The 24,964-nt window shown below is 68.5% G+C and carries 12 protein-coding genes and 3 pseudogenes; 8 read left to right on the forward strand and 7 right to left on the reverse strand.

Annotated features, from left to right (window positions below; all coding sequences use genetic code 11):
- Positions 1–182: 182 nt before the first annotated feature.
- On the reverse strand, positions 183–1,106 hold the full coding sequence (locus OG937_11225) for an AraC family transcriptional regulator (GenBank protein ID WUD72209.1): 924 nt from the start codon (positions 1,104–1,106) through the stop codon (positions 183–185).
- A 73-nt stretch (positions 1,107–1,179) separates the two neighbouring features.
- On the opposite strand from OG937_11225, the gene OG937_11230 reads away from it, so the two are divergent.
- From OG937_11230 to OG937_11240, 3 genes are all read left to right on the forward strand, one after another.
- Positions 1,180–2,565, forward strand: coding sequence for an FAD-dependent oxidoreductase (locus tag OG937_11230; protein ID WUD72210.1), 1,386 nt, complete (start codon positions 1,180–1,182; stop codon positions 2,563–2,565).
- A gap of 235 nt (positions 2,566–2,800) precedes the next feature.
- Positions 2,801–3,463, forward strand: a complete 663-nt coding sequence (locus tag OG937_11235; GenBank protein WUD72211.1) for an MBL fold metallo-hydrolase — start codon at positions 2,801–2,803, stop codon at positions 3,461–3,463.
- 23 nt (positions 3,464–3,486) lie between these two features.
- Entirely contained in the window at positions 3,487–3,678 is a 192-nt protein-coding gene (locus OG937_11240; protein WUD72212.1) for a hypothetical protein, read from the forward strand.
- 743 nt (positions 3,679–4,421) lie between these two features.
- Here OG937_11240 and OG937_11245 read toward each other — a convergent pair.
- Positions 4,422–5,636, reverse strand: coding sequence for a transposase (locus OG937_11245; protein WUD72213.1), 1,215 nt, complete (start codon positions 5,634–5,636; stop codon positions 4,422–4,424).
- A gap of 48 nt (positions 5,637–5,684) precedes the next feature.
- Here OG937_11245 and tnpA point away from each other — a divergent pair, with 48 nt between their 5' ends.
- Complete coding sequence (tnpA, locus tag OG937_11250; protein ID WUD72214.1) at positions 5,685–6,113, forward strand: IS200/IS605 family transposase; 429 nt, start codon at positions 5,685–5,687, stop codon at positions 6,111–6,113.
- 436 nt (positions 6,114–6,549) lie between these two features.
- On the forward strand, positions 6,550–6,984 hold the full coding sequence (locus OG937_11255) for a DUF2809 domain-containing protein (GenBank protein WUD72215.1): 435 nt from the start codon (positions 6,550–6,552) through the stop codon (positions 6,982–6,984).
- A gap of 20 nt (positions 6,985–7,004) precedes the next feature.
- Here OG937_11255 and OG937_11260 read toward each other — a convergent pair whose 3' ends face one another.
- Both OG937_11260 and OG937_11265 read right to left on the reverse strand, forming a co-directional pair.
- Positions 7,005–9,437: a helicase-associated domain-containing protein gene (locus tag OG937_11260; GenBank protein ID WUD72216.1), complete on the reverse strand. Its 2,433-nt coding sequence runs from the start codon at positions 9,435–9,437 to the stop codon at positions 7,005–7,007.
- A gap of 150 nt (positions 9,438–9,587) precedes the next feature.
- Positions 9,588–11,831 carry a M4 family metallopeptidase gene (locus OG937_11265; GenBank protein ID WUD72217.1) on the reverse strand — a complete coding sequence of 748 codons (2,244 nt, stop codon included), beginning with the start codon at positions 11,829–11,831 and terminating at the stop codon, positions 9,588–9,590.
- Positions 11,832–13,179: 1,348 nt separating this feature from the next.
- Here OG937_11265 and OG937_11270 point away from each other — a divergent pair.
- Both OG937_11270 and OG937_11275 read left to right on the forward strand, forming a co-directional pair.
- Positions 13,180–13,623: a PAS domain S-box protein gene (locus tag OG937_11270; protein ID WUD72218.1), complete on the forward strand. Its 444-nt coding sequence runs from the start codon at positions 13,180–13,182 to the stop codon at positions 13,621–13,623.
- A gap of 591 nt (positions 13,624–14,214) precedes the next feature.
- Positions 14,215–14,487: pseudogene (locus tag OG937_11275) on the forward strand (site-specific integrase).
- Positions 14,488–14,540: 53 nt separating this feature from the next.
- Here the strand turns inward: OG937_11275 and OG937_11280 are convergent.
- Positions 14,541–15,478, reverse strand: a pseudogene (locus OG937_11280) (IS5 family transposase).
- Between the two features lie 63 nt (positions 15,479–15,541).
- Here OG937_11280 and OG937_11285 point away from each other — a divergent pair.
- Positions 15,542–15,784, forward strand: a pseudogene (locus OG937_11285) (tyrosine-type recombinase/integrase).
- 364 nt (positions 15,785–16,148) lie between these two features.
- On the opposite strand, the gene OG937_11290 reads toward OG937_11285, so the two are convergent.
- Positions 16,149–16,538 (reverse strand): hypothetical protein, encoded by a 390-nt coding sequence (locus OG937_11290; protein WUD72219.1) that lies wholly within the window; start codon positions 16,536–16,538, stop codon positions 16,149–16,151.
- Between the two features lie 11 nt (positions 16,539–16,549).
- Positions 16,550–24,448: a polymorphic toxin-type HINT domain-containing protein gene (locus OG937_11295; GenBank protein ID WUD72220.1), complete on the reverse strand. Its 7,899-nt coding sequence runs from the start codon at positions 24,446–24,448 to the stop codon at positions 16,550–16,552.
- Positions 24,449–24,964: the final 516 nt, after the last annotated feature.

Here is a 24,964-nt window from a genome sequence, read left to right on the forward strand (position 1 = left end):
AGGCAAGGGAATTTCCGCGGGCCGGATGGGCGCGGGACGGACCCCGGATCGGGGAACCCGTACCCGGCGCTTGCGGTCGAGGTGTGGACTCCGCTGCTCACCTCCGCGCGCCGTGAGGGTGGGCACGGGGTGATCGTCCGCACGAGCAGGCAGTGACCGCGGGCACGATCGCGCCGGACCCGTCACACCCCGCGCAGCGAATTCTCGCGCCGGAAGCGGGCGGGTGTCGTGCCGAGATGGGCCCGGAAGGCCCGTGAGAACGCGGACTCGGAGTAGTAGCCGACCTGGCCGGCGACCGCCGCGACGGTGGCGTCGGTGGTGGTGAGCAGTTCCGCCGCCGCCATCAGCCGTGCCCGGGTGAGGAAGTCGCCCACGGTCGTCCCGGTTTCCCGGGTGAAGTGGCGCAGGAAGGTGGCGCGGGACATGGAGGCCGTGCGGCTGAGCCGTTCGATCGTCCAGTCGGCTCCAGGGTCGTCGAGCATGCCTTCGACGGCCGACGCGATGCGGCCGTCGGCCGCCGCGGTCCACAGAGTGGTCCGCGTGGCGTCGCCCCGCGCGGTGCGCAGCACCATCGCCAGCAGCACGGTGCACAGGGCGGAGAGGATCGCCGCGGTGCCCTCGCCCTCACGTCGCGCCTCGCCGCGCATCAGGGCGCTGAGCATGCGCAGCACCTCGTCGCTCTCGGCCGACTGCCCGAAGGAGACGTGCACCGGGTCGGGCAGGCTTGCGAACAACAGTGAGCCCGAACCGGCGTCGAAGGTGTAGTGCCCGCAGAACAGGTCGATGACGGGCTCCGCACCGTGCTCGCTGCGCGTGGTCACGAACACGTCGCCGGGCGCCTCCGCCGTCCCCACCTGGCTGCCTTCGCCATCGGTGATCACCCGGTGCGGGGCGCCGCTCGGGATCATCACCACGTCCCCGGGGCGCAGGTCGAGAAGGACCGTGCCCACCTGCAGCCGGCATGTGCCTTCCAGCAGCACGTGGAAGGGCGCCTCCAGCTCGCCGTGAGCCGCCACCTCCATCCTGGTGCCGGCCCCGAGCAGGCAGCGCTTGTCGAGGTCGGCCCTGAGCCGGGCCAGGCGCAGCAGTCGGCTGACTGAGTCCACGGTGAGACTTTCGGGCAGGACAGTGAGACGCTCGAGTCTATTTGCCCCAGTGGCCGGGTCGCAGACTCGACGCATGGAGATCACCACAGCACTCACCGCGGATGTCCTAATCATCGGCTTCGGCAAGGGCGGCAAGACCGCCGCTCACGCGCTCGCCGAGGCCGGCCGCCGCGTGGTCCTGATCGAGCGGTCCGAGAACATGTACGGCGGAACGTGCCCCAACGTCGGCTGTGTACCGACCAAGATGCTCGTCCACTACGCCGACACCAAACGCCTCAAGGACGACGCGCAGGAGTTCTTCGCCCACTCGATCGCCGGCGTCCGCGCGCTGACCAGTGCCTTCCGCGCCGGCAACTTCCAGGCGCTGAACGGCAGGGACACCGCGACGGTCATCACCGGCACGGCCCGGTTCGTCGATCCGCACACCGTCGCCGTCGGGGAGGGACCGGACCTCGTCACCGTCACCGCCCCCACGATCCTGGTCAACACCGGGTCGGAACCGGTGATCCCCCCGGTTCCCGGCCTCGCGAGCAGTTCCCACCTGGTCTCCAGCGCGGAGCTCACCCGCACGCAGAACCTGCCCGAGCGTCTCGTGGTCCTGGGAGGTGGATACCTCGGCCTGGAATTCGCCGGGATCTACCAGCGCTTCGGCACCGAGGTGACGGTCCTCGAAGCAGCCGACCGGCTCCTGCCGCGGGAGGACCAGGACATCGCCGGGTCCGTCGGGGAGATCCTCACCGGCGACGGCATCCGCGTCATCACCGGCGCGAACGTCACCGAGGTGCGTGACAGCGGCGCCGTCTCGACCGTCGTCTACGAGAAGGACGGGCGGACCCACACCGTCGAGGCCTCCGCGCTGCTGCCCGCCACCGGGCGCCGCCCCGTCACCGACGGCCTCCGGCTCGACGCCGCCGGCGTCCTCACCGCACCGAACGGTGCGATCGTGGTGGACGAGTACCTGCGCAGCAGCCAACCGCACATCTACGCACTCGGCGACGTCAACGGCGGCGAGCAGTTCACCTACATCTCCCTCGACGACGCGCGCATCGTCCTGGACCAGCTCCTGGGTGAGGGCAAGCGCACCACGAGCGACCGCAGGGCAGTGCCCCACACCCTGTTCATCACACCCCCGCTCGCCACCGTGGGACTGACCGAGAGCCAGGCGCGCGCACAGGGGCTGAACATCAAGGTCTCACGGGAGAAGGTCGCGGACATCGTGGCCATGCCCCGCGCCTACACGGTCGAGGAGACCCGCGGCGTCATGAAGTTCATCGTGGACCCGGACACCGATCTCATCCTCGGAGCCGCCCTGCTCAGCATCGACGCGCAGGAGATCATCAACACCGTCGCACTGGCGATGCGGCACCACATCACGGCCACGCAGCTCCGCGACTCGATCTACACCCACCCGAGCTCGACCGAAGCCCTCAACGAGGTCTTCGACAAGGTCCTCCCCTGACCGGCCCGAGCCGCCCGCGACGGGCATTCACCCGGGCACGGTGTGCCGTCAGGCCCATATCGCGTCTCGCCACGCCCTTCACGTGGCGTCGACGGAATTCCGCGTCGGGGCAGCATGCAACTGCCGTCAGGCCGTGAGACAAATGGGACAGGTCCAGAAGAGGTCCAGGTGCCTCAAGCCGCAGACGCCGAGCGAGAACGACCAGCCGACCCGCCTTCCAGAAGAGAAACGAACCATGCAGCAGAAGAACAAGCCCTTCGAACTCGGCGACGTCCGGATGCACACACGCGAACTCGCCGACGGCGTGTACGCGGTCATGGCAGCGGATGTCGACGACACCGACCACACCGCGACCAACGCCGGTTTCGCCGTCGGCGATTCGGGAGTGCTGGTGGTCGAATCGCTGAGCAACGGCCGTTTGGCGTCCCAGGTCATCAGCGCGGTGCGCACAGTGACCTCGCTGCCCATCCGGTTCCTGGTCAACACGAGTTTCCACGGTGATCATTGCTTCGGAAATTTCGCCTTCCCGTCACAGACGGTGATCATTCACCACGAGGCAACCAAGCGTGCGATCGACGAGCGATTCGAGCAGGACCGCGCCTTCATGATCGACTTGCTCGGCCCGAACGTGGGAATCGAGGAGGTGGTGGCCCGCTCGGCGGACGTTGCGGTGTCCGGGCCGTGCTCCCTGGACCTGGGAGGAAAGCACGTGGACATCGACCACATCGGCTTCGCCCAGACGACCTGGTCGTCCGAATGCGCGAGGACAACATCGTCTTCGTCGGGAACATGCTGCAGGCGCCGCCCCCGGCATTCCCGTGGCTGCTGGAGGGGCGAGCCTACGAGGCCCTCGCCACCTACCGGCGCCTTTACGAGATCCTCGACGACGGCACCCTGATCGTGCCGGGCCACGGCCGCACCATGCGCCGTGCAGACATCCTGCACTCGATCGCCTACCTCGAGGAGCTGACCGGCCTGGCACGGGACGCCCAGGACAAGGGACTGCCGGCCGACCAGGCCCGCGAGGCGCTCGAGATGAAGGAATACAGCGACTACAGCATGTACGAATCCATCCACCTACAGGTCAACATCCCCGCAGTGCTGAACGCCTGATGAGCAGGGTGCGCAGGAACCCCGACACCTGGCGGACACCCGCCCGGCCGGGACCCGCAGCGGCAACCACGAACCGCTCAACCACCGGCTGACCACCAAGACGCCGGTAATCGAGCAGCAGGCTCGGGGGTGGGCGCGTCCTGTCCAGCAGGGTGAACAGCCGCTGCTGGATGGGGGCGAGCACATCCGCGAGAGCCACGACGGGCAAGGGGTGGCGAGCGGTGACAAGGGCCGCGGAAGCGGCGGCCGAGCGGGGTACGTGACGCCACCGACGCGCGCGCACGCTGCTCGACGCGTGCGCGGCGTCGGCACGATCGGGCCGACTGCGCTGCAACAGAACACGGCCCTGTCCCCTGTTGCGAGTGGCAACGGCCGGGGTCAGCCAAACAGACCACCTATACCCCAGGGACACCCGGCCTGGGTGCCTCACGGGATAAGATCCGGTGAACCGGATTTCGTCGTGGTCTCAAGGACAATGGCAGCAGGTCGGCAAAGCAAAGGAAATACCTTTGCGGTGCGATACCGCTCCAAGAATGGCCGCAATATGCTCATCCCGTAGTGGTCGGAGTCCTGACCTGGCAGTACGGCCCAGCTGGCCGGAAAGCCGCGTGGCATGGTTGTCCGGATTTCGCCCACGCTGCCGTCAGGCGCGAAATCAATTCAGGATACCGGGTGGACCGATCCCCGGCGTGGGCTCCACTCTGCCCGTGACTCCTCCACCCCGTAAACGGGGTGGCTTCTCGCTATGCCGGTTGGGCTTCGCGACGGACCAGCCCGGCCCGTAGAACGTTTAGAGCGCCCACCGTGTCAGCGTGCGCGGTGTGGCCGCACGAGACACAGTGAAACTTCTCCTGTGTGGGCCGGTTCTCCGCGCTGGTATGTCCGCATTGCGGGCACTGGCGCGAGGTGTTACGGGGGTCCACGGCGATCACTTCCCGTCCGGCGCTTTCAGCCTTAGCGTGCAGGATCGTCAGGAACACCCCCCAACCGGCATCCGAGATCGAGCGGTTGAGTGCGGTCTTCGCCACCGCGCCGTTGGGCAGGAACGCGCCCGGCTTGTCTGGGTCGGGCTTAGGCCTGGCGGCGCGGACCATGTTGCGGATCTTGAGATCTTCGTGCGCGATGAAGTCGTGTTCGCGGACCAGCGTGAGGGCGGTCTTGTGTGCGTGGTCCAGCCGCTGGCGGCGGACCTTGCCGTGCAGCTTGGTGACCTTCTCCACCGCGCGGCGGTGGTTGGCCGTGCGCTTGTCCCGGCGTACCCGCGGGAACTTCGAGAGGGCCTGCTGCGCGGCTTCGAGCTTCGCAGCGTTGGCACGGCCGTGGCGCGGGCTGGAAACGAATCCGCCGCCCGAGTCGGCGAGGAAGTTGGCTATGCCCAGGTCGATGCCGACCACACTGCCCGTCGCGGGCAGCGGCTCGGGCTGGTCCTGTTCCGCAGTCAGCACGACGAACCACTTACGGCCCTCGCGCTTGACGCTGACCGTCTTGACCTTGCCGACCACCGGCCGGTGCTGATGCACCTTGACATGCCCGACACCTTGGAAGCGGACGCGGGTGACCGGGTCGTGCGGCGTACTGTCCCAGCGGCAGCCGTCCCCGTCCTTGGGGAAGTCGACCGTATCAAACCAGTTCACCCCTCGAAAGCGGGGATATCCGGGCGCCTGGCCGGCCTTGATGCGGCGGAAGAACGCGGCGAACGCCTTGTCCAGCCGGCGCAGGGTGGCCTGCTGCGAGGAGAACGACCAACGGCCCTGACACTCCGCGTCGAATGCCCGGATGTCCTTGAGCTGCGCGGACTGCATTCCGTACGTGACGCTCGTCGTCGACACGTGCCGGTAGGCGTCGCGGCGTTCTTGTAACGCGCCGTTGTAGAGCGAGCAGTGATCCCGCAGCATCTCGGAGAGGGCCTGGTCCTGACCGACGGTGGGCCGCATAAGGAACTTGTACGCACGGATCATCAGCCCACCCCCTTCGGTACAAGTCGACCTCGACTCTAACATTGGCTTATGTCACCGCGCTGGGAACCAAACACCGACGTACGGCGTGGCCGTCACGTCGTCTACCACCTGCATGCACACTTGGTGTTTGTCACCAAATACCGGCGGTCCGTCTTCAACGACGCCATGCTGACGCGCTGCGAAGAAATCATGCGGAAGGTGTCCGAGGACTTCGAGGCCGACCTGATCGAGTTCAACGGCGGAGAGGATCACGTGCACCTGCTAGTGCACTACCCGCCGAAAGTCGCACTTTCCAACCTGGTCAACTCCCTCAAAGGCGTCTCCTCTCGCCGCCTGCGACAGGAGTACACCGGCCATGCCAACCAGGCGATCATGCACGGCCGCTTCTGGTCCGGCTCCTACTTCGCCGGCTCATGCGGTGGAGCGCCCCTCCAGGTGGTCAAGGACTACATCGACAACCAGAAACGGCCCGACTGAGCGCGGGCCACTGGCGGAGCGCTCCGAAACTGCTGCGGCGCTCCGCGCCGCAGGGCTCAGGATCGGATTCCCTCCCCGCCTGAAGGCGGGGATTCCCTCCGAAAAAGAGGGATGGGAGGTCCCTCAGCGTGCCGCATGACACGCACACACACCATTCATCCACCGAAGAACCCCGACAGAGAAGTCGCGGTATCCGCATACCCACAGCGGTCGTTGTCGTCCTGGTCGCACTGGTCCTGGGAACCGCGATCGCCTCGCGCATCCGGATCGACGTCCACATCGCGGCACCGACACTGCCGGCCCTGATAGCGGCGGAGCTGATCCGCCGGCTCATCCGTTCCCTCATCTCGCCGAAGGACCGGTAGGCGCCGGAAAGCACGATTCGGCGCAGCGGCCACGCCCGCTGCGCCCGACGGGCGTCCGACAGAATGGCCCCGTGACCCCCGAATCCGGACCCCACCACCGTGCCGCGGACCCGGTGCGGACCCGTCTGACGGCCGCCGCTGCCGCGGTGATCACCGTCGCTGCGGGGCTGGGGCTCCGGGCCGTGGCTGAGGGAAGCGTGGCCAAGTACGGCGGAGACGCGCTCTACACCGTCCTGCTCGTCACCCTCGTCGTCCTGGTGGTGCCTCGGGTGACGCCCTTGATGGCCGCCGGAAGCGCCCTGGCCGCCAGTTGGGTGATCGAGTTCCTGCAGCTCAGCGACGTGCCCGCGGAGCTCGCCCAACGCAGCGTCGTCGCCCGTCTCGTGCTCGGCTCCACCTTCAATCCGCCGGATCTGCTCTGGTACGCCTTCGGCGCGGCGGCGGGGTGGCTCGTCCACACCGCGGTGTGCTCCTTCCTGGCACGCCGGCGTACGGGGCACCGCTGACCCTGCCCCGCCGCCCCGGTTCAGCGCGCGGCGAGCCGTAGCGCCATCTCCCGGGCGGAGGAGGGCACTCCGCGGACGGGCTCCCCGTACTGCGGGTGCGCCTGGTCGAGGGTGGGGACCAGGGAGCGGGACCGTTCCTCGGGTACGCGTTCCAGGACCGTCGTGCCCGTCTCCGCCTCCAGGGCCGGGGCGTAGCCTGCCGTGCGCAGGGCGGCGAGGGTCTCGTCCGGGGGCGCCGTGGAGATCAGCACCGTCGGCGCGATCCGTCGCAGGCCCAGCTTGGCGAGGCCGCGCGCCTGCGCGACCTCCGCGATCAGCGTCGTGTCGTCGGAGCGGATGCAGCACGCCGAACGCACGACCCGCAACCGCCCATGACCGCGGGCGACGTCCTTGACCGTGTACGTCAGCGGTTGCGGCAGTTCCGTTCCCGGCCGGCAGACGGCGGTGAGGCGTTCGAGGATCCCGTCGGCGTCCCATCCCGCGTCGAAGGCCCGGCGCAGGGAGGCGGGCGTGATGCGCCAGACCACGGCGTGCCCCTCGGACTCGATGTCGCCGACCGCGGACAGGAGCGCCGCCAGATCGGGGGCGGGCGCGCCGGTGACCGTGGCCGTGGAGTCGGCCTGGAACCGGGCCGTGGTGCTCGGCGCCGGCAGCATCGAGCGCAGGGCATCGCGCAGCGCGGCCACCGCCGTGGCCAGGGCCGGGCGCTCGGCCAGGCCCTCCCCCAGCCGGTCGGCGCCCTCGGCCGCCGGGTCGGCGTACGCGCCGGGCACGGCGGGGTAGTGGCGGGCGGCCCCGGCGCTGAGGAGTCCGGCGACCGCGCGGCCGACTTCGGTGAGCGCGCCGTGGGCCACCAGGCCGAGCAGCTCCGCCTCCGCCAAGGTGGCCTCGAGCCGCCCTTCCAGATCCTCGTCCTCGTAGGGCGCGATCAGCACCGGCCGGAACCAGACGGCGCACTCCAGCAGTTCGTCGCGTCCCTCTCCCCCGGCGGCCAGCCCGTACCCGTCCGGCAACGTGGCCAGCGCCTGGAGCACGCCGTGCCGCAGTGGCGCCGCGTACGGGTCCTGGGGGCTGATCAGCGCGACCGGGGTCTCGCCCTCCTCCGGCCAGTACGTGAACACCTCTGGCACCACGGCCCAGGCGGCCGTCAACGGCAGCAGCTTCCCGGCGGGTGTGGCCGCGGCCCAGGCGTCGTAGCGCTCGCTGGGCAGCAGCCGCGCCGGTTGCGGCGGCGTGGCGGGGCGTCGGCGCCCCCGACCGCGAGCGGCAGGCTCCGCCTTCTCGCTCTGGGGCGCGGCAAGGCCCGCGTTCACCGCCAGGTCGAGCCACAACCGGGTGTGCTCCTCACCCGTCCCGGCCGCCTTGGCCAGCCTCCTGGTGTCGCGCACCGCGATCCCGCCGGCCTTGCGCACCGCCACCGGACGCGCGGCCAGTTCCCGCAGCACCAGTTCCGCCCGCCATGCGGCGGCCCCCGCCGCCACCGCGCCCTGGGCCGCCCAGTCCGCGGGCAGCCTGGTGACGCACGTCAGCGGTTCCGGGTCCAGGCTCGGCGTGGGCGCGGGCTGATCCGCGCGCAGTGCGTGACCGACCTCGTACGGCAGTTCCACCAGATCAGGCCCGACCGGGACCACCATGCCGTGTTCGGCGAGCCAGTCGGTACCCTCGTCCCCGCTGCCGCCCTCCCGGAACGTGTACTTGCGGTCCGGTCCCGCGTAGTCGCCGTACCGGGACACGAAGCAGTGCGTGCGCAGCAGCGGGGGTCCCTGCAGCATGTGGTCGAGCAGTTCGTGAGCCGCCGCCGGGGCGGTGGCCACCAGCTCCCGCACCCGGCCGGGGTCCGCGAGCAGAGCGCCGACCGCCGCCTGCGCGTCCGCGCGGGTGCGCTGCTCGATCCCGAGGGCGGCGGCGATCCGTTTGATCTCCGGCGCGTTGTACGCCTGTGTGAACAGCAGGTCGGCCGGCCTGCCGTAGCCGTCCATCCGGGCCGCCGACGTGTGCAGCAACGACGGCAGCGCCAGCCGGCCGGGCGGCGCCGGGAGCACCAGCGCCCGCTCCCGCAGCCGTTGCAGCGCTTCCGCGGTCCTCTCACGTGGTGTGCCGCCCTGCTCCAGCCAGTCCAGCACCTCTGCCTCGGGCACCAGCCGGGTGTAGGGGTCCACCGGCGGCGGCGCCGGGCGCCAGGCGTACGTGTGCTGCTCGGGCACGGGCACCGGCCCGTACGTCTCCAGGGCCCGGGCTGCCACGCACGCCGCCAATTGCGCCTCGCCCCCCGTCCCCACGGCGACGGCGCGCTCCACGGAGTCGTCGGTGAGGAGGTGCTCCGCCAGTTGCCGGAACGTGGTGACGGGGGAATAGCCCGCGGCACGGGGCAGTTCACGCTCTTCCAGCAGGGCGGTCAGACGCTCGGCGGAGAGCCCGGCGAGCCATTTTTCCAGGGCAGTACGCGCATTCACCTTCTGAGCCTAGAACGGTCCGAGTCTCCCTGATGACGCCTTCTCGCGATGCGCCGAGCCTCGTGGAAGGCGTCGACCGGCGGGAACGAGGTGCGGCCTCACGCCCGGGCATCCGCCGGGTCGTGAGGCCGCGCCCCGCGAGGAGGCTGCTCAGAAGCCCAGGCTCCAGGTGTCGAGGTAGCCGGGGAGGACGTGGAAGTTGCCGGGGGTGTTGTCCCTGACCCGGAGCTTCCAGGTGCCGTTGGCCGGGACGGCGGAGGCGTCGACGGTGAACGTCTGGTGCAGTTCGGGGATGGCGACGGGGCCCTGCGACCAGCCCTTGACCGGGATGACCTGCCCGTCCTCGCTGACCAGGTCGATGACGTAGAAGCCGACGTGGACGGCGTAGAGGTCGACGGTCACCTTGAGGTCGGCCGGGGCGTTGCCGTTGCGGCCGCTGACGGTGACCGGGCTCTCGATCACCGCCCAGTTGGGGATGTCGTACCGGTTCGGGTTGACGAAGACGTCACCGCCGGAGGCGAGGACGGTCCACTGGTAGTGGACGGTACGGCAGTTGCCGGCCGCGTCCGTGACGGTGACGGAGGGCCGGTACTCGCCGCCCTTCACCGGGGTCCCGGAGACCAGGCCGGTCCTGGCGTTGATGGACATGCCGCGCGGGAGGCCCTTGGCGGAGTAGGTGAGGGGGCCGGGGCGGGAGCTCTGTGCCTGGATCTGCCAGGTGACCTGCTGGCCGGTCGCCGTCCGCCGCGGGTTCGTGCTGTCGACCGCGATGTGGTCGACGAAGCGGTAGCCGACCTTGACGGCGGCCCAGGCGTTGCCGACCGCCTCGTACTTGTTGCTGCCCATCCCGTAGAGGTCGGCGGCGGCCTGGAGCGTGGCGGCGCGCGCACCGGCGTAGTCCGTGGTGCTGGTCATGTAGACGGTCAGCGCGCGGTACCAGATGTCGGTGGCCGACTCGCGGCCGATACCGGAGACCGCCTTGCCGTCGGCGGTCGGGCTGTCGTAGCGGACGCCGTTGATCGTCTTCTTGCCGCTGCCCTCGGAGAGCAGGTAGAAGAAGTGGTTCGCCGGGCCCGAGCTCTGGTGCGGGTCGAGGTGCTTGGTGTCGGTGGTCCAGTAGTCCTGGGACGCGCCGTAGCCCACGTCGTCCTTGGACGGCTGGTCCATGTAGCGCAGCGGTACGCCGGTGCCGTAGACGTCGACCTTCTCGGCGATGAGGTAGTCCGGCACGTCCTTGGGGCTGTTCGTGAAGAATTCCACCGCGGTGCCCATGATGTCGCTGGTGGCCTCGTTCAGGCCGCCGGACTCGCCGCTGTAGACCAGGCCCGCGGTGGCCGAGGTGATGCCGTGCGTCATCTCGTGGCCGGAGATGTCCAGGGCGGTCAACGGCCGTGCGTTGTCCTCGCCGTCGCCGTAGTTCATGCAGAAGCACTCGTCGTCCCAGTACGCGTTGACGTACCGGTCGCCGACGTGGACGTAGGAGCGCGCTCCGACGCCGTCACCCGCGATGCCGTCGCGGCCGTAGCGGGAGTGGAAGAAGTCCCAGGTCTGCTGGGCGCCGTAGGCCGCGTCGACGGCGGCCGTCTGGCGGTTGGACGGCGTGCCGTCGCCCCAGACGTCGTCGTCGTCCGTCATGACCTCGCGGGTGTCGTAGTCGTACGCCGCGTTGCCGCCACGCTCGGCGTCCACCAGTTCGAAGACGTCGCCGTTGCGGACGGAGCCGATCTGCACGGTGCCGTTGTGCTGGCCGTTGCCCGTACCGGAGTGGATCTGCTCGACGCTCGAGAGCTGCTTGCCGGTCTTCGCGTCGGTGACCACCTGGAGGCGGCTGGGGGTGCCGTCCTTCTGGACGCCGGTGACGACGGACTCCCAGGCGAGGGTCGGTGCGCCGGTCGACGCCCAGACCACCAGGCGCGGGGCGCGGTCCACCGCGGCTTTGCGGGTCTTTTCCTGGCCGGCGATGTCCAGGGCCGACTTCCGTGCCTCCGCCGACGCGAGGGCGGGCTTGGTCGTCGGCACCGTGAGCCTCGCGGCCGAAGCCTTGGTGACCGTGCGGGCGCCTGCCCGCTCGTGCACCACCAGGTCGCCACCGAGGACGGGAAGACCGGCGAAGGTCCGCTCGTACCGCGTGTGGACGGTACCGTCGACGTCCTTGACGACGTCCCTCGGTATCAGCTGCTCCTCGTCGCCGAGCCTCAGCGACTCGGCCGTACCCGCGCTCGTACCGGCGGCGGCCTTGAGCATCTGCCCGCGCTGCGCGGCGGTGAGCGGGACCGTCCGCGCCCCGGGCACGGAGGACGCCATGGTCCCCTGCGGGCTCTCCTGCGCGCCCGCCGAGGCGAGGGGCAGGACGGACGCGATCAGCGTCGCCATGGTGACGGTCGCGGTCGCCACGGCACGTCTGCGCCCTGACGACCGCGCTGTGGATGGCGTGGACCGGGTGGCGCGGAAGGTGCTCGTCACTCCTGAGGCTCCTTGTGAGTGGGGGCGATGCGCGGACGGTGGGGACGTGGCTGCGTCGGAGCCGCCCTCGCCCCCTGAAGTGGCCCGAACACAGCCCCAGATGCTTGCAGCGGCCGGTCCCGGTGTCACGAGTGCGGAGATCATTGTCCGGATTCCGGAGAGACGCTCGCCGTGGTGTCACAAAGCGGGGCCCTACCTGGTCTGTTAGACCTCGCAGGGATCCGGGCGTGGTGGTCGGCGACGCCCGGCCGCCCGCTCCGGACATCGGCTGCCGCGTACTACCGGGCTCGCACCACGAAGGCACCGTCGGTGCGCTGACCTACCGTCATCGCAGGTCAGCCCGACGCTGCCGGCTGCCCACAAGCGCCCCTCCGGACCGGTGGCGGTACCCGGCGGTCAAGGGAAGCCTCGTCGCCGGCCGCCCCGCCATGCCGCGACGCCGCCGTGGGCCCGCATGGGGGGCGAGTCGCCTCGCGCCACGAGAGGGCAGGACGGTTTCCGGCCAATGTGGCCGCCGGACGACGTTGCCGCGCACGCGGCGCGACACCCCGGCTGCGGCCTCTGGACGTCGCGCCGGGCGCTGTGCGAGCATCACCGCCGGTCAGGTGCACGGCACTTGACCGGCCCGAGCTCGCCGCATCCGCGGCCCGCAGATCTCCCTGCCGGCAGGTAAGGGGGTCCCTTTCAGAGGAGACCCTTGTGCCTGATGCCCCTCGTCCCGCCCGGCCGACGCAGTGGCCGTTCCACCTGCGCGCGGTCGTGGACATCGCTTTCCCCGCCCACACGCTCCGCGTCATGCCGACCACCGGACGGCGGGGCCGACCGGGTCTGGCGTACCCGTTCCCCGGCGGGACGATCCACATCGTCACCGCCTTCAATCCCGGGGGACGCGACGCCACCACGCAGGCCAACCTCCGTGCGCACCACGCACTGCTGCACCGCATCGGCGTCGCGGGACTGCCCTGGTGGCCCGCCGTCGGCGGCGACCCTTCCGGCGCCCACGCCGAACCCGGCGCGGCCGTGGTCGGCATGGACGACGCGCAGGCCCGCGCGATGGGCCGCCGTTTCGGCCAGGACGCCGTCTTCGCCTGGTCGCCCTCGTCGCGGCGGTTGCTCTCCTGCGCCGACCCGGAGCAGGACATGGCCGCCGCCGACTGGCACGCCGCCCTCCTCGGGCCGCACGCCCACCCGACGTGCCGCTGCCCGCAGGCTCCGGGCCCTCCCACCTCCGGCCTGACGACTGTATTCTGCATACCAACACGGAGAGCTCGGAGGCGACATGGCAGACCTGGACCCCGAGGTAGTGCTGGGCATGACGGCCCAGGCGCCCGACGGCGTAGTGATCATCGACAGCGAAGGACTCATCCGCTACTGGAATCACGGAGCGGAGCGGATCTTCGGTTTCTCCGCCGCCGAGGTTGACGGCCGCAGTCTGGACGTGATCATCCCGGAACGGCACCGGCAGCGGCACTGGGACGGTTTCGACAAATCCATGGCCAGCGGCACCACCAAGTACGGGGACGACGACCTCCTGTCCGTCCCCGCGGTGGGCGCCGGCGGCCGGAAGCTGTCGATCGAGTTCAGCGTGGTGCTGCTGAACGGCGCCGAAGGGCAGCCGGGTTACGTCGGCGCCGTCATCCGGGACGTCACCGAGCGGCGCGCCAAGGAGAAGGAGCTGTACCGCCAGGTGGCAGCCGCCAAGGCGGACCAGACGACGACCTGACCTCCTCCGCACGAACTCTCTACCCGGTATGGAACAGCGGTTGCTGTTGACCGACTCGGGCTGTGAGGGATGTCGGCTTCCAAGACCCGTTTGGGGTTGTGAAGGCTGACGTTCCTTTTCGGGGTGGGTCCCCTTCCGGCGGGCATCTCCGCGGCGCGAGGTCCCCACGATGGCCTAGAGGGCATCCGGAACGCCATACGCCGCGAACCGAAGTGTGCACGCTCGTCGCGAACGGCGTCCGGCGCCTGGTGACGGCCAAGCAGGCGGCGGGCTTGCTGCGCTGCACGACATGACGCCGGGGTGTCGGCGGGGCCGTCTGATGTCGACCCCGTCGAGACGTACATCGCGGCGAAGCATGCCGCCCGCGACTCCCCCGCCATGCCCGCCGGCGACGAGATGCGCCTGCCACACGGACGGCCCAACTGTCCGGCCGGTAGCAGCGGCACGACACCCTGAATCATCGTCCACCGCGCGGTTCCGGTTCTTACAGCTCTCGTAGGTACCTCATGCCACAGGATGGGGCATGCCATGGAAATTCCAAGGGGCATGGGGCACCAGTCGGAATGAATGGCGCCCCATGCCAACAGTGGGGGCGAACTCCTTGGGCTGCATTGGGACGACCTCGACCTCAACACGGGAACCGCCGCCATCCACCGTTCCCTCCAGCACACCCGCACTGGCGGCCCGGCCGTCCTGCGCACCAAGACCCGCGCCTCCGAACGTCGCATCGTCTTCCCTACCGAATGCGTCAACTCGCTGAAGACTCACCGGGAACAGCAGGAGGAAGCACGGCAGGCCGCGGGCACGGGCGGGTCGGACAACGGCCTCGTGTTCACCACCCCCACGGGCAGCCCTCTCGAACCGCCAACCTCACCCGCAGCTTCAGCCGACTACTCAACTAGGCACTGTTTCTTGGATCATGTGCGGAGCCAGATCACCAGGGCTGCGACGGTGACGGTTCCGAGGTAGGTGTAGGCGCGTTTGTCGTAGCGGGTGGCCACGGCCCGGAAGTTCTTGAGGCGGTTGATCGCCCGCTCGACGACGTTGCGTTTCTTGTACCGCTGTTTGTCGAAGCCGGTCGGCCGACCGCCGGCCGAGCCGCGCCTGCGGCGGTTGGCCCGCTGGTCCTTCGGCTCGGGGATGCTGTGCCGAATCTTGCGTCGCCGCAGGTAGCGGCGGTTGCTGCGGGAGCTGTAGGCCTTGTCCGCGCTGACGGTGTCCGGCCGGTTGCGGGGCCTGCCGGGCCCGATGCACGGCACCGAGATCTTCTCCAGTACGGCCTGGAACTGCGGGCTGTCGCCGTATTGACCTGGCGTCAGGACGATGGACAGCGGACGGCACCGGCCGTCGGCCGACAGGTGGATCTTCGTGGTGAAGCCGCCGCGTGAACGGCCTAAGCACTCGCCTGCCTGACCACCTCCGCCAGGCGGACGGACAGGCTCGCCAGCTCCGGATCGCCCCGGTTTGCGCCGCTGCGGGGCCCCTTTTCAGGAGCAATAACCGGCGGGGCCGCTTGGCGGGCGCCGGCGGCATGCTGATGGGCCCGGGCCGTCGTGGAGTCCACCGACACATCCCAGTCGATCCTGCCCTCGGCGTTCTCGGCCGCCTGCACGCGCGCCAGCAGCATGTCCCACGTGCCGTCCGCCGACCAGCGACGATGCCGTTTGTAGACCGTTTCCCACGGCCCGAAGCGCTCAGGCAGGTCCCGCCACGGCACCCCCGTCCTGGCCCGGAACAGCACCCCGTTGATGACCCTCCGATGCTCGCTCCACCGACCGCCACGCGCACCACCACGAGGCAGGAGCGGCTCCAGCCGCCCCCACTCCGCATTCGTCAGGTCTCCTCGGCCAACCATGCTGAACAGCCTCAACCCACACGCATGATCACGTCAGGAGATCCAAGAAACAGCACCTAGACCGGGCTCCGCCGCATTCGGTTCCACGACCTACAGCACTCGACCGCCACCCTGCTTCTGGAGCAGGGCGCCGACCTCGTCGTGATCAAGGAGTTGTTGGGTCACGCCCACATCGGCGTCACCGCCGGCGTCTACGCCCACGTACGACTCTGCCTCCAACGCCAGGCCATCGACACCCTCGGCAACGCCCTCAGCCCTACCGGCAACGACCCCGACGACCCACCTACCACAGCCGTCGTCCGCTGACGTTGCCGTCACCGTTGCCGTCAAACGCCTCTGGGCCCCGCCGGGATTTCATTCCGGTGGGGCCCTTCACAGATCCAGGTACCAAATAGACCCTGCCGGATTGCATCCGTCAGGGCCTATTTGTGACGAGTTACACGTCGAGGAGGCGTGTGAGCTTAATCTCTACAAAACCTTCCCCTTGGACCGCATCCTGCGGAAGCAGTCACAGTACGCGTGGATGTCGGCGACCATAAGGGCATGAACGGTCTCATCCGGGGCCGTTCAGCACCATCATGCGAGCAGAAACTCCCAGGTCAACGACAACCTGCGAATTTCGGCACCCTACAGCCCCAAGGGAACCGGCCAGCTCATCCGATTAATTCCATTACGCGCCCCGCGGAAGCTTTCGCACCACTTCCGTGATCTGCTCTAGCGAGTATCCAGTTCGCAGGAAGATCTCATACGGAGAATGTAGCGAGCCCAGGAATTCTGCAACAGCTTGCCACCTCTCCATGATTTCCCGATCCACAGCCACCACAAAATCACCATCCCGACTCTCAGGGAGCAGTCGAATTTGAGTGACATCTGAGGCCACCATGGTCACGCTGGAAGCCTCAGCCAGATCTTCCCTCAGGCGTCTTACAACATCCACAAGTTTCGTGAGATGCGTGTACGAGAAAGACGATGCGGATGCCCGGTCGGGAGAAACATTAGACGCCTCCTTCATTAGCTGGCAAAGGATCCGGAACTCCTCGCCGCTAAACCTGATATTCACGCCGCGCCACCTCAACTCAGTTCGTCAAAGTACTTCCGTCCCGTCTTCGGCGTAAACATCGTGCCGCGATTTCCATCGACGATGACAACCGCGCCCTTGTCCGGATCCCAGTAGGCCCTGCGGCCTGCACGGAGATTTCGGGGGGGTTCTACGTTTGGAACATTGCCATTTATGACTCCATCGGCATATTCGGCCATCCGTCCCGGATGCACTCCCCTCACGTAGTGAGTGCCATCTCCATCCGGACGCAGAGCCTCTCCGTTGGCGTGATTGGCAATGTTGGTTGAGGTCTCATCGGCAACCGACTCGTAAGTGATGTTTTCGCCAGAACCCATGCACTCGCACGTGACATCGTGTTTTCCGAAAGAATCCGGCATCTCGCCACCGCAATTGTGAACCAGCGCGGTGGTAGCCCCCGCCAGCACATAGTACGTGTGGAGGTCGGAGACAGTCAGATTGTTGACCGCGGACTGCTTGACCGTCCAGCGCTTGATCGTCGTGATCTGGACATACGTGCCGGCACTGGTCCGGAGCCGCTGGCCCGACTTCAGGTCGGTGGCCTTGATCCATTCGCCGAGCTCGGCTACCCAGAAGGGATGGCCATCGGTCGCGGTGACCTGGGCCGTCTTGGTGCCATGCTTGCCGTCGATGTCGATGGTGACCTTGACCAGGTGCTTGAGGCCCTGGCCCTTGATCTCGGCGGTGACCGTCTCGATCCGGGTCTCTCCGGACTCGGGATCGGTCGCGACGACCTTGTCACCAACCTTGATCTTCTCGATCGCCTTGGTGGAGCCGTCGGCCATCAGCACCTTCGTGCCCGGCACAAAGCTGTTGCAGGTGTCGCCCTCCCCGGCCTTGCCGGAACCGCCGTTCCCGCTGCTGCCGCCGTTGCTGCGGGAGGAACCGCCGGACTTGCCGCCGCCTCCGCCGCCTCCGGACTTGCTGCCGCCGCCCTTGCCTCCGCCGGAGTGCGAGGAGGACTTGGGTGCGGCCTTGGCCTGGGACTGCTTCTGTGTGGGGTTACCGGTCTTCCGCTTCGCGGCGGCCGCTGCGTCGGCTCTTCTCTTTGCGGCCTCGGCCGCCTTCTTCTTGGCCCTTTGTGCGGCTTCCTTCTTGGCCCTCTCGATGGCCAGCTTCTTGGCCCGTAGCGCGGCTGACTCTGCGGCCTTGGCTGCCTTGAGGACGGCCTCGGCGGCCCGCTTGGCGACCTTGAACGCCTTGATGGCGTCGATGGTGCGGTTGACCGCCTTGATCACCGCCGGGATCTTCCCCAGCTTGGCCCACGGGATGGCGTCGACCGCGATGCTGACGCAGGACCACATGTCGCCGCCGAAGCAGGCGATGGCGTCGTTGATGCCGATGAAGTCCTTCAGCGTCTCCCATGCGACCGCCAGGATGACGGAGGTGAGGGACCTGCCCTGCATCGACTGCGCCTGCGCGACCTGCGCCGCGGACAGACCCGCGCCGGCGAGGGCCGCGGCCTTCTCCGAAGCGGTCAGGACGATCGACTCACCGGTCGGGTCGGAGTACGTGACCGGATTGTTCTGCGCGTAGGCGTACCCGTTGGACTGCAGCGGGTCGTTCAGGTCGAGCAGCGGGTCGGCGGACAGGAAGCGTCCGACCACCGGGTCGTAGAGACGGACACCGAGCGGCTGGTAGCCGGAGGCGTCGTCCGTGGTCTGACCCAGGAATCCCTTGTGGTTCTGCAGGCCGGCACCGGCGCTGCCGCGCTCGTTGCCGAAGGGGTCCTGCTTGCGGATGCGCACCTTCATGGTGCCGCTGAGGACGACCTCGGTGTAGGCGCTGCCCTGGTGGTCCGTGGTCTGGGCGACCAGGACGTCCGAGCCGGTGCCGTAGGCGTAGCGCATGACCGCGCCGCCGGGCGCCGCGTAGGTGCGCTGGGTGCTGACCAGGACACCGCCCTTCTGGACGGTGACCTCGGCCTCGCCCAGGTGCAGCGTGGCCTGCTTGCCCTGGATGGTGAGCAGGCGGGAACCGTCGGGGCCGTAGATGTGACGGGTGTCGTTCTGCGGCTCCCACAGCTGTGCCGCGGAGGAACCGTCACACGTCGCCAGCACGACGGGGGTCGAGTTGGCGTTGACGGCGCCTTGGACCGCGAGGCACAGGCTGGGAGTGCCGGCCAGCATGAGCTGCCCGACGGCGTTGCGTTGCAGCTCCTGCAGGGCGGAACCGTCGCACTTGCGGATCTGCACCGCCGACCCCACCGACGCCGCGGTGGGCTGGAGGCACCAGGTGTCCTGCGTCGAGAGCGTGCCCCGGTTGGAGTTGCCCTGCCCCGGCGTGGCGGTGAACTTGAACTTCTGCGCCCCCGAGGAGTTGCAGGAGTAGAGCTGGATCACCTGGTTGGCCGACGGAAGACCGCCCTTGAGGTCGAGGCACTTCTGCCCGAGACCCACGTACGAGGTCTTGCCGCCCGAACCCTGGCCGGTGATCCGGTCGACCTGACCGTCGTAGGTCCAGGTCAGGTCCTGCTTGTCGCCGTTCTGGACCGAGGTGACCGACTTGGTCTCACCGGTCAGCTCGTACAGACGCGTGGCCTCGGCCGTGACCTGCGCACCCGCGGGGGTCTTGTAGGTCTTCGACACCTTGGTCAGCGTGTGCGGCTGGTCCTTGGCGGCGTTCTTGCCGTACGCGTACGTGCTGACGGCGTTCTTGGTGGTGTCGCCGGCGAGGTCGTTCTCGGTCAGCTTGGTGCGGTTGCCGAGCAGGTCGTACTCGTACTCCTGCCAGTAGCCGGAAGCGTCCGCGCCTGCGGCGACCCGGAGCGTGCCGTCCGCGTTCTTGTTGAGCGAGCCGTCCGGGTTCCTCGGGTTGACGCAGGTCGTCTGGTCCTTGGCGGTCCAGGCCGACTTCAGCTGGCCCATCGGGTCGTAGACGAAGCACTGACGCTCCGCGATCCCGTCGGACTTCTCCTGGATCGAAGTGACGTTGCCGGCCGGGTCGTAGGTGTACGCCCGGTTGGACACCAGGTTGCCGCCGACGACGGTCTTGTCGTCGGTCTTCTCGCGGTAGACCGACTGCTCCGTGAGCTCGCCGCTGCCCTCGTCGAACGAGTTCTGCGTCCACACGCGGTACGGCTGGGCACCGAGCGTGGAGCGCAGCACCTGGCCGTAGGCGTCGTAGGCGGTCTCGGAGCCGTACCAGTCCTTGCCGGAGACCGAGAGCGGATTGCCGTCCTTGTTGTAGCGGACGACCAGCTTCTCCGCCTCGAAGTTGCCCACCGCCGGAACGGTGGACTCGTCCAGCATCCCGTTGTCGTTGTACGTGTAGTCGTACCTGTATTCCTTCTTCAGGCCCCAGGTGTCGACGATGGACTGCGGCAGGGACAGCGTGGTCGAGGTCGGCTGGTAGTCCTTCGTGTAGCCGTTGACCGTCTGCGTGTACGCGAGGCCGTCGGTGTAACGGGTGGCGGTGGCGGGCATGCCCTTGCCGCCCGTGGCGGAGTCGTACGTGTACTCCGAGAGCAGGGTGCCGGCGGCGTCGTTGAGGCGCTGCTGCTTGGGCCGCGACAGCTCGTCGTAGCTGTTCCAGACCTTGACGCCTCGGTCGTTCGTGGCCGTCAGAGGCCGGCCGAAGGCGTCGTACGTCGTACGGGTCGTGCCCGAGTCAGGGTCGGTGGCCGTCTCCACCTGGCCGTTGTGGTTGTACGTCCACGACCACGGGTGCGTGTCGTCCGCCGAGGCGGTCGCCTTCTTGATCTGGCCGCGCGTGTCGAACTCGTAGCGCGTCGACGTGAACCCGCCGGGTGCCGCCGGGTTGAAAGTGTCCGTCCGGACGGTACGGCCGGTCGCGTCGGTCCAGACGCGGTAGGACGAGTCGCCCTCCGGCTGGATGACCTTCGACCAGTCCTCACCGTACTCGTAGCGGACGGCCCGGTCCTCGTACGCCTTGGAGAAGGACTCCTTGGTGTCCGGGTCGATCCACTTGAGGTACGGCGTCTCCTTCAGCACGCGGCCGAGACCGTCGTAGGTGTAGCGCGTGATGTTGGGGACGGCCGTGTCTGCGAGCGGGCTGAAGAGCTCGCCCGGCTTCGCCTCCTGGGTCAGGTAGGCGTTGTTGGTCTGGTAGACCTCACCGGAGTTGTTGTACAGGGTGTCGGTGATGAGCCAGCCGGCGTCGTTGTCGGCCTCCTCCTGCGTCTGCCGCTCGCGGCCGAGGCCGTCGTAGAGGGTGACGGAGGTCTCGATGCGGTCCTCGTAGCCACGTGCGTACGTGGTGACGTACGGAGGCTTGCGGATCTTGATGTTGGCGTCGGTGGGGTCGGTCTCCTCCGCCGGGATCGTGTAGACCGCGCGGAAGTCCGCCACGCCGTTGCCGGGGGTACGGCCCGGGGCCCAGGCCTCGGCGAGCCGGCCCAGCGGGTCGTACACGGCCTCGCTGACCTGGTTGTTGGCGTCGGTCGTCTTGACGGTGACCGAGCGGCCCGGCTCCAGTTCCTGGATCTGGCTGTGTCCGAGGACGTTGGTCGTGGTGACCTTGAAGACCTGGCCCGTGGCCGGTCCTATGGAGTCGTAGGTGATCGTGGCGGACTTCGGATTCTGCTGGGTCAGCTGGTCCGCCGGGGTCTCCTTGACCACGCGTCCGACGGCGTCGAACTCCTTGGTACCGGCGGTCTGGAAGCCGGTGCCGGCGCCGTTGAGCGACCACGCCTCGGTGGCCAGGCCGCGGGTCGAGGAGCCGAGCGCCGTACCGTACGACGTGCCGTCGTACGCGGTGCGTTGGCCGCCGCTGAGGGTCGACAGGTCGGCCCAGTTGGCGTTCTCGCAGGTCGTCGGCGAGACCAGGACCTGCTTGGACAGACCGATGAGGTTCTTGTCGGTCCGGTGCAGGTACTCCAGCTTGGTGCAGGACTCGTCACCGGTCTTGGTGGAGTCGGCGTCGCCCAGGGACTCCACCAGGGTCGGCAGACCGTAGGTCGCGTCGTACGTCGTGTTCGTCTTGACCGTGCGCAGGGTGCGCGGGTCGTCGGTGTTGGTGCCGGACGACCTGGTGTACGCGATCTCCTCGGGCTCCGTGACCCGCCAGGCCCGCAGCGGGCTCAGGCCGTCGTCGCGGTCGCGCTTGGCGAGCTCGGTGGCCTCGGGCTTGGTGATCGAGCGGGACAGCCAGTCGGAGTCGGCCTTGGTGGAGTCGGTGTACGTGATCTCCTCGGCGATCCGGCCGGCGAACGGCTCCCGGTCCTTGGCGATCTCGGCGCCGGTGATGTCCTTGACGGACACGGTGTCGCCGAGACCCCGGAAGAAGCGGGTGACGGACTTGGAGCGCTGGTTGACGGTGTCCGGAGTGTCCTCGACGACCGGACCCGTCAGGACCGTGGTCTGCTCGACGCCCGCGAACTGCGAGTAGGTGCGCTGGGACTTCTTGGTGAACTCGGCCTCGGCGAGCTTCCAGGCCGGGTTCTTGTACCGGTACTCCGTCCTGGTGGTGAAGTTGCCGTCGATGTTCGGCAGTTCCTCGACGGTGTCCACCACGTACTTGTGGAACCAGTCGACGTCCTCGACCTCGGGGTCGGGGTTCCAGAACGACGGGTAGCAGAGCCGGTCGTTCACCTTGAGCTGGGCCTGCAGCCTGGCCATGGCCGTGGCCCTGTCCTCGCCGGGCTGCTGGTCGAGCACGGGCAGGTTGCCGGAAAGGCAGTCGCCCTCGATCGGCTTGTACGTGACGATGGTCTCGCCGCCGTACTCGTTGACGACGCGGCCGATGCGCAGCCGGGAGAAGCCGGGACGCGACGGGTGGACCTTCTTGACGCGGTTCGGCATGTCCTCGGCGTTGGGCTCGAACCGCACCGTGTTGAGCTTCACGCTCGCGTCGGTGGAACCCTTGCGGGCGTAGCCGGTGCGCTGGACCGACTCCAGCCACAGGGCCGTGTTCGGGCCGGTCAGCAGCTTGGCGAAGCTCTGCTTCAGCTGGTACTCGTCGACGACCTGGCGGGCCGTGGTGGTGGTGAGCCGCTGGGCCGAGGTCGTGATCTTGTCGAGGCGCTTGCGGGTCCAGAAGGACGGACCGGCGTTCCAGCACTTCTTGCCGGCCTCGCAGCGCAGGTCGGCCGGGGTGTCGAACCAGGGCCGGTAGTTGCGCGGGTCCTTGGAGGCGAAGTTGGCGTCGGAGCAGGTGACGTCGTCGACGGTGTAGCAGCGCTCCGCCACCTTGAAGCCGACCCGGGCCGGGGCCTCGGCCGTGAAGATGCTGTTGTTGCGCTGGCCGTAGTCGATGTGGTCGAGCCAGCCGTCACGGTCGTAGGGGACCGGCGCCTTGAAGTTGAAGTTGCGGGCGTAGTAGTTCGGGGCGTCCTTCTTCCACCACAGCGACATGGCGTTGCCGTGGACGTCCTCGATGTAGTCGAGGCCCCAGCGCCAGCCCTGCGTGCACCAGGAGTTCGTCCAGTCGGTGGTCGTCGGGCCCTTGTAGCAGTCCTCACCCGAGTGGTTGCCGTAGACCGGGACCGTGAGCACCGAGTCGGTGGTCGGGTCGTCGGCGGCGGTGCCGTGGTCCGACCAGCCCGGGAGCTTGTTCTTGCCGAAGTGGTACTTCGTGCCGTCCTTGGTGGTGACGACCCAGTACTCGCCGTCCTTGGCGCCGTTGCCGGTGGCCTCGCCCTTGATCACCTGGACGGTGGAGCCGTCGCCGTTGGCCGTGAACCACTTGCTCTGGGTCTTGTCCCAGACCAGCTCGGTGGTCATGCCGCCGAGGGAGAGGGTGGCGTTCTCCGAACCCCAGCACAGGTCCGCGGTGCGGTGGGTGGCGTTGTTGGAGCCGGCCTTCTTGGAGTCCTGGCGGCAGTTGGCGTACGTGCGGGTGATGGAACCCGCGTTGTAGTCCCAGCCGTCGCCGATCCAGGAGGCCTGGTTGTTCGTCGAGGACGTGCGGCCGTCGACGGACTGCGAGGAGTACGCCAGGTTGACCTTCGGCATCAGGCCGCCGGCGGTCTCCGGGACCTGGACGTCGTACGAGTACGTGAAGGCGCCCGAGGAGGAGCCCGACGACCAGGAGCCGGAGGACAGCAGCGGCGAGGCCGTGAAGTCACCGGTCGCCGACGAGCCGGTGTCGAGGCCACCGACGGCGGCGCCGCCGCCCGCGGAGACCGCGGGCTGGACGCCCTCCCGGTAGGAGGCCTTGGTCGCCCCGGAGGGGACGAAGCCCTCGTCGACGAGGCTGGAGACCGGGATGGTGCCGCTGAGGATCTTGTGGGTGGGGGTGTTCTTCGCCGTCTTGGCGTTGGTCGGCGCGTCCTTGGCGGCCACGGTCGTCACCGTGCTGCGCAGGCGCTGGAAGTTCTTCCTGCCGTTCTTGACGTTCTTGTCCCCGTCGGAGAGGGACATCGTGCTCGTACCGCCGTCCTCGGCGCAGTCGCCCTCGGTCGGGGAGGAGTAGACGCACTCGGGCAGCAGCATCAGACCGAAGCGCTCGACGGCCTGCGGTCCGTAGAGGTCGGCGAAGCCCGCGGTGTCGATGCTGATCGCCACTTCGGCGGCCGGGTCGACCGTGGCCGGCGGGGTGAGCTTCATGATGATGCCGGAGACGCCCGCGTCCTGCGAGGTCGTCTGCGGGGCCACGCCCACGGTCCAGTCACCGGCGAGGGCGGCGGCGTCACCGCCCTCGGGGACGCCGATGGCGACCGGCAGGTCGTTGCTGACCGGCTTGGTGGTGCCGGGCGCGCTGCTCGCGTCGAGCGTGGCCTGACCGGTGCCGGAGGTCCACGCCGCGGTGGCGGTGGGGGTGTACGAGGTGACCGGGTTCTCCGGTGCGAGGGTCAGGGTCTTGTCGGCCAGCTCGTCGCCCTCGACCTCGGTGGCCTTCGGCAGATCCGGGAGGTCGACCTCGGCGATCGACTTCTCGCGGTTCATGCCGGGCCCGGGAACGGCGAGCGCCTCACTGCCCAGGCTGGTCATGGTCAGTGTCGAGGACAGCAGAAGGACGACCCCCGTGCGGCTTCGCCGCCGGCGCCATCGTTGTGACTCCGTCATGGCTGGGCGTCCCCGCCCCAGCCACGACAGCCGACCTGAAGCACGCATACGCGTCGACTCCCACCCTGGCGATTCAAACGACGGACGAGGTGCGGAAACACCAATAGGCACACCCCTGGCTCAGGCGCATGCATGTGGCACCTTCTGTCATGTCCGCCGCATATGCAAGATCACCGCGGGGTGCCAAAAGCCCGCGAAAGTGATCTGCGACACGGTGCGTAACGGATCAGACCGCTCCAGTAACGGCCAATCAGAAGGATGGTGGAAATCCAATGATCAGCACCAATGCGGCCCCGGAATTGCCGCAAACCGGACTCAGTTAACAGCCGGTCAAGTCCGCTCCACGCCCATGTAACGGATTCATAAAATCTTCACCCGTGGACGTAAAGACTTCACACGTGTGATCGTGTGCCCGCCTTCTGCCCCGCGGCCTGCCGACCG

The sequence above is a fragment of the Streptomyces sp. NBC_00510 genome (genome assembly GCA_036013505.1).
In the GTDB taxonomy this organism is placed as follows: Bacteria; Actinomycetota; Actinomycetes; order Streptomycetales; family Streptomycetaceae; genus Actinacidiphila.

Coding starts and splice junctions, on each gene's coding strand:
- OG937_11270 (WUD72218.1), top strand. CDS start 13,180: ATGGCAGACCTGGACCCCGAGGTAGTGCTGGGCATGACGGCCCAGGCG.
- OG937_11295 (WUD72220.1), bottom strand. CDS start 24,448: ATGACCAGCCTGGGCAGTGAGGCGCTCGCCGTTCCCGGGCCCGGCATG.
- tnpA (WUD72214.1), top strand. CDS start 5,685: ATGTCACCGCGCTGGGAACCAAACACCGACGTACGGCGTGGCCGTCAC.
- OG937_11235 (WUD72211.1), top strand. CDS start 2,801: ATGCAGCAGAAGAACAAGCCCTTCGAACTCGGCGACGTCCGGATGCAC.
- OG937_11230 (WUD72210.1), top strand. CDS start 1,180: ATGGAGATCACCACAGCACTCACCGCGGATGTCCTAATCATCGGCTTC.
- OG937_11240 (WUD72212.1), top strand. CDS start 3,487: ATGCGCCGTGCAGACATCCTGCACTCGATCGCCTACCTCGAGGAGCTG.
- OG937_11245 (WUD72213.1), bottom strand. CDS start 5,636: ATGATCCGTGCGTACAAGTTCCTTATGCGGCCCACCGTCGGTCAGGAC.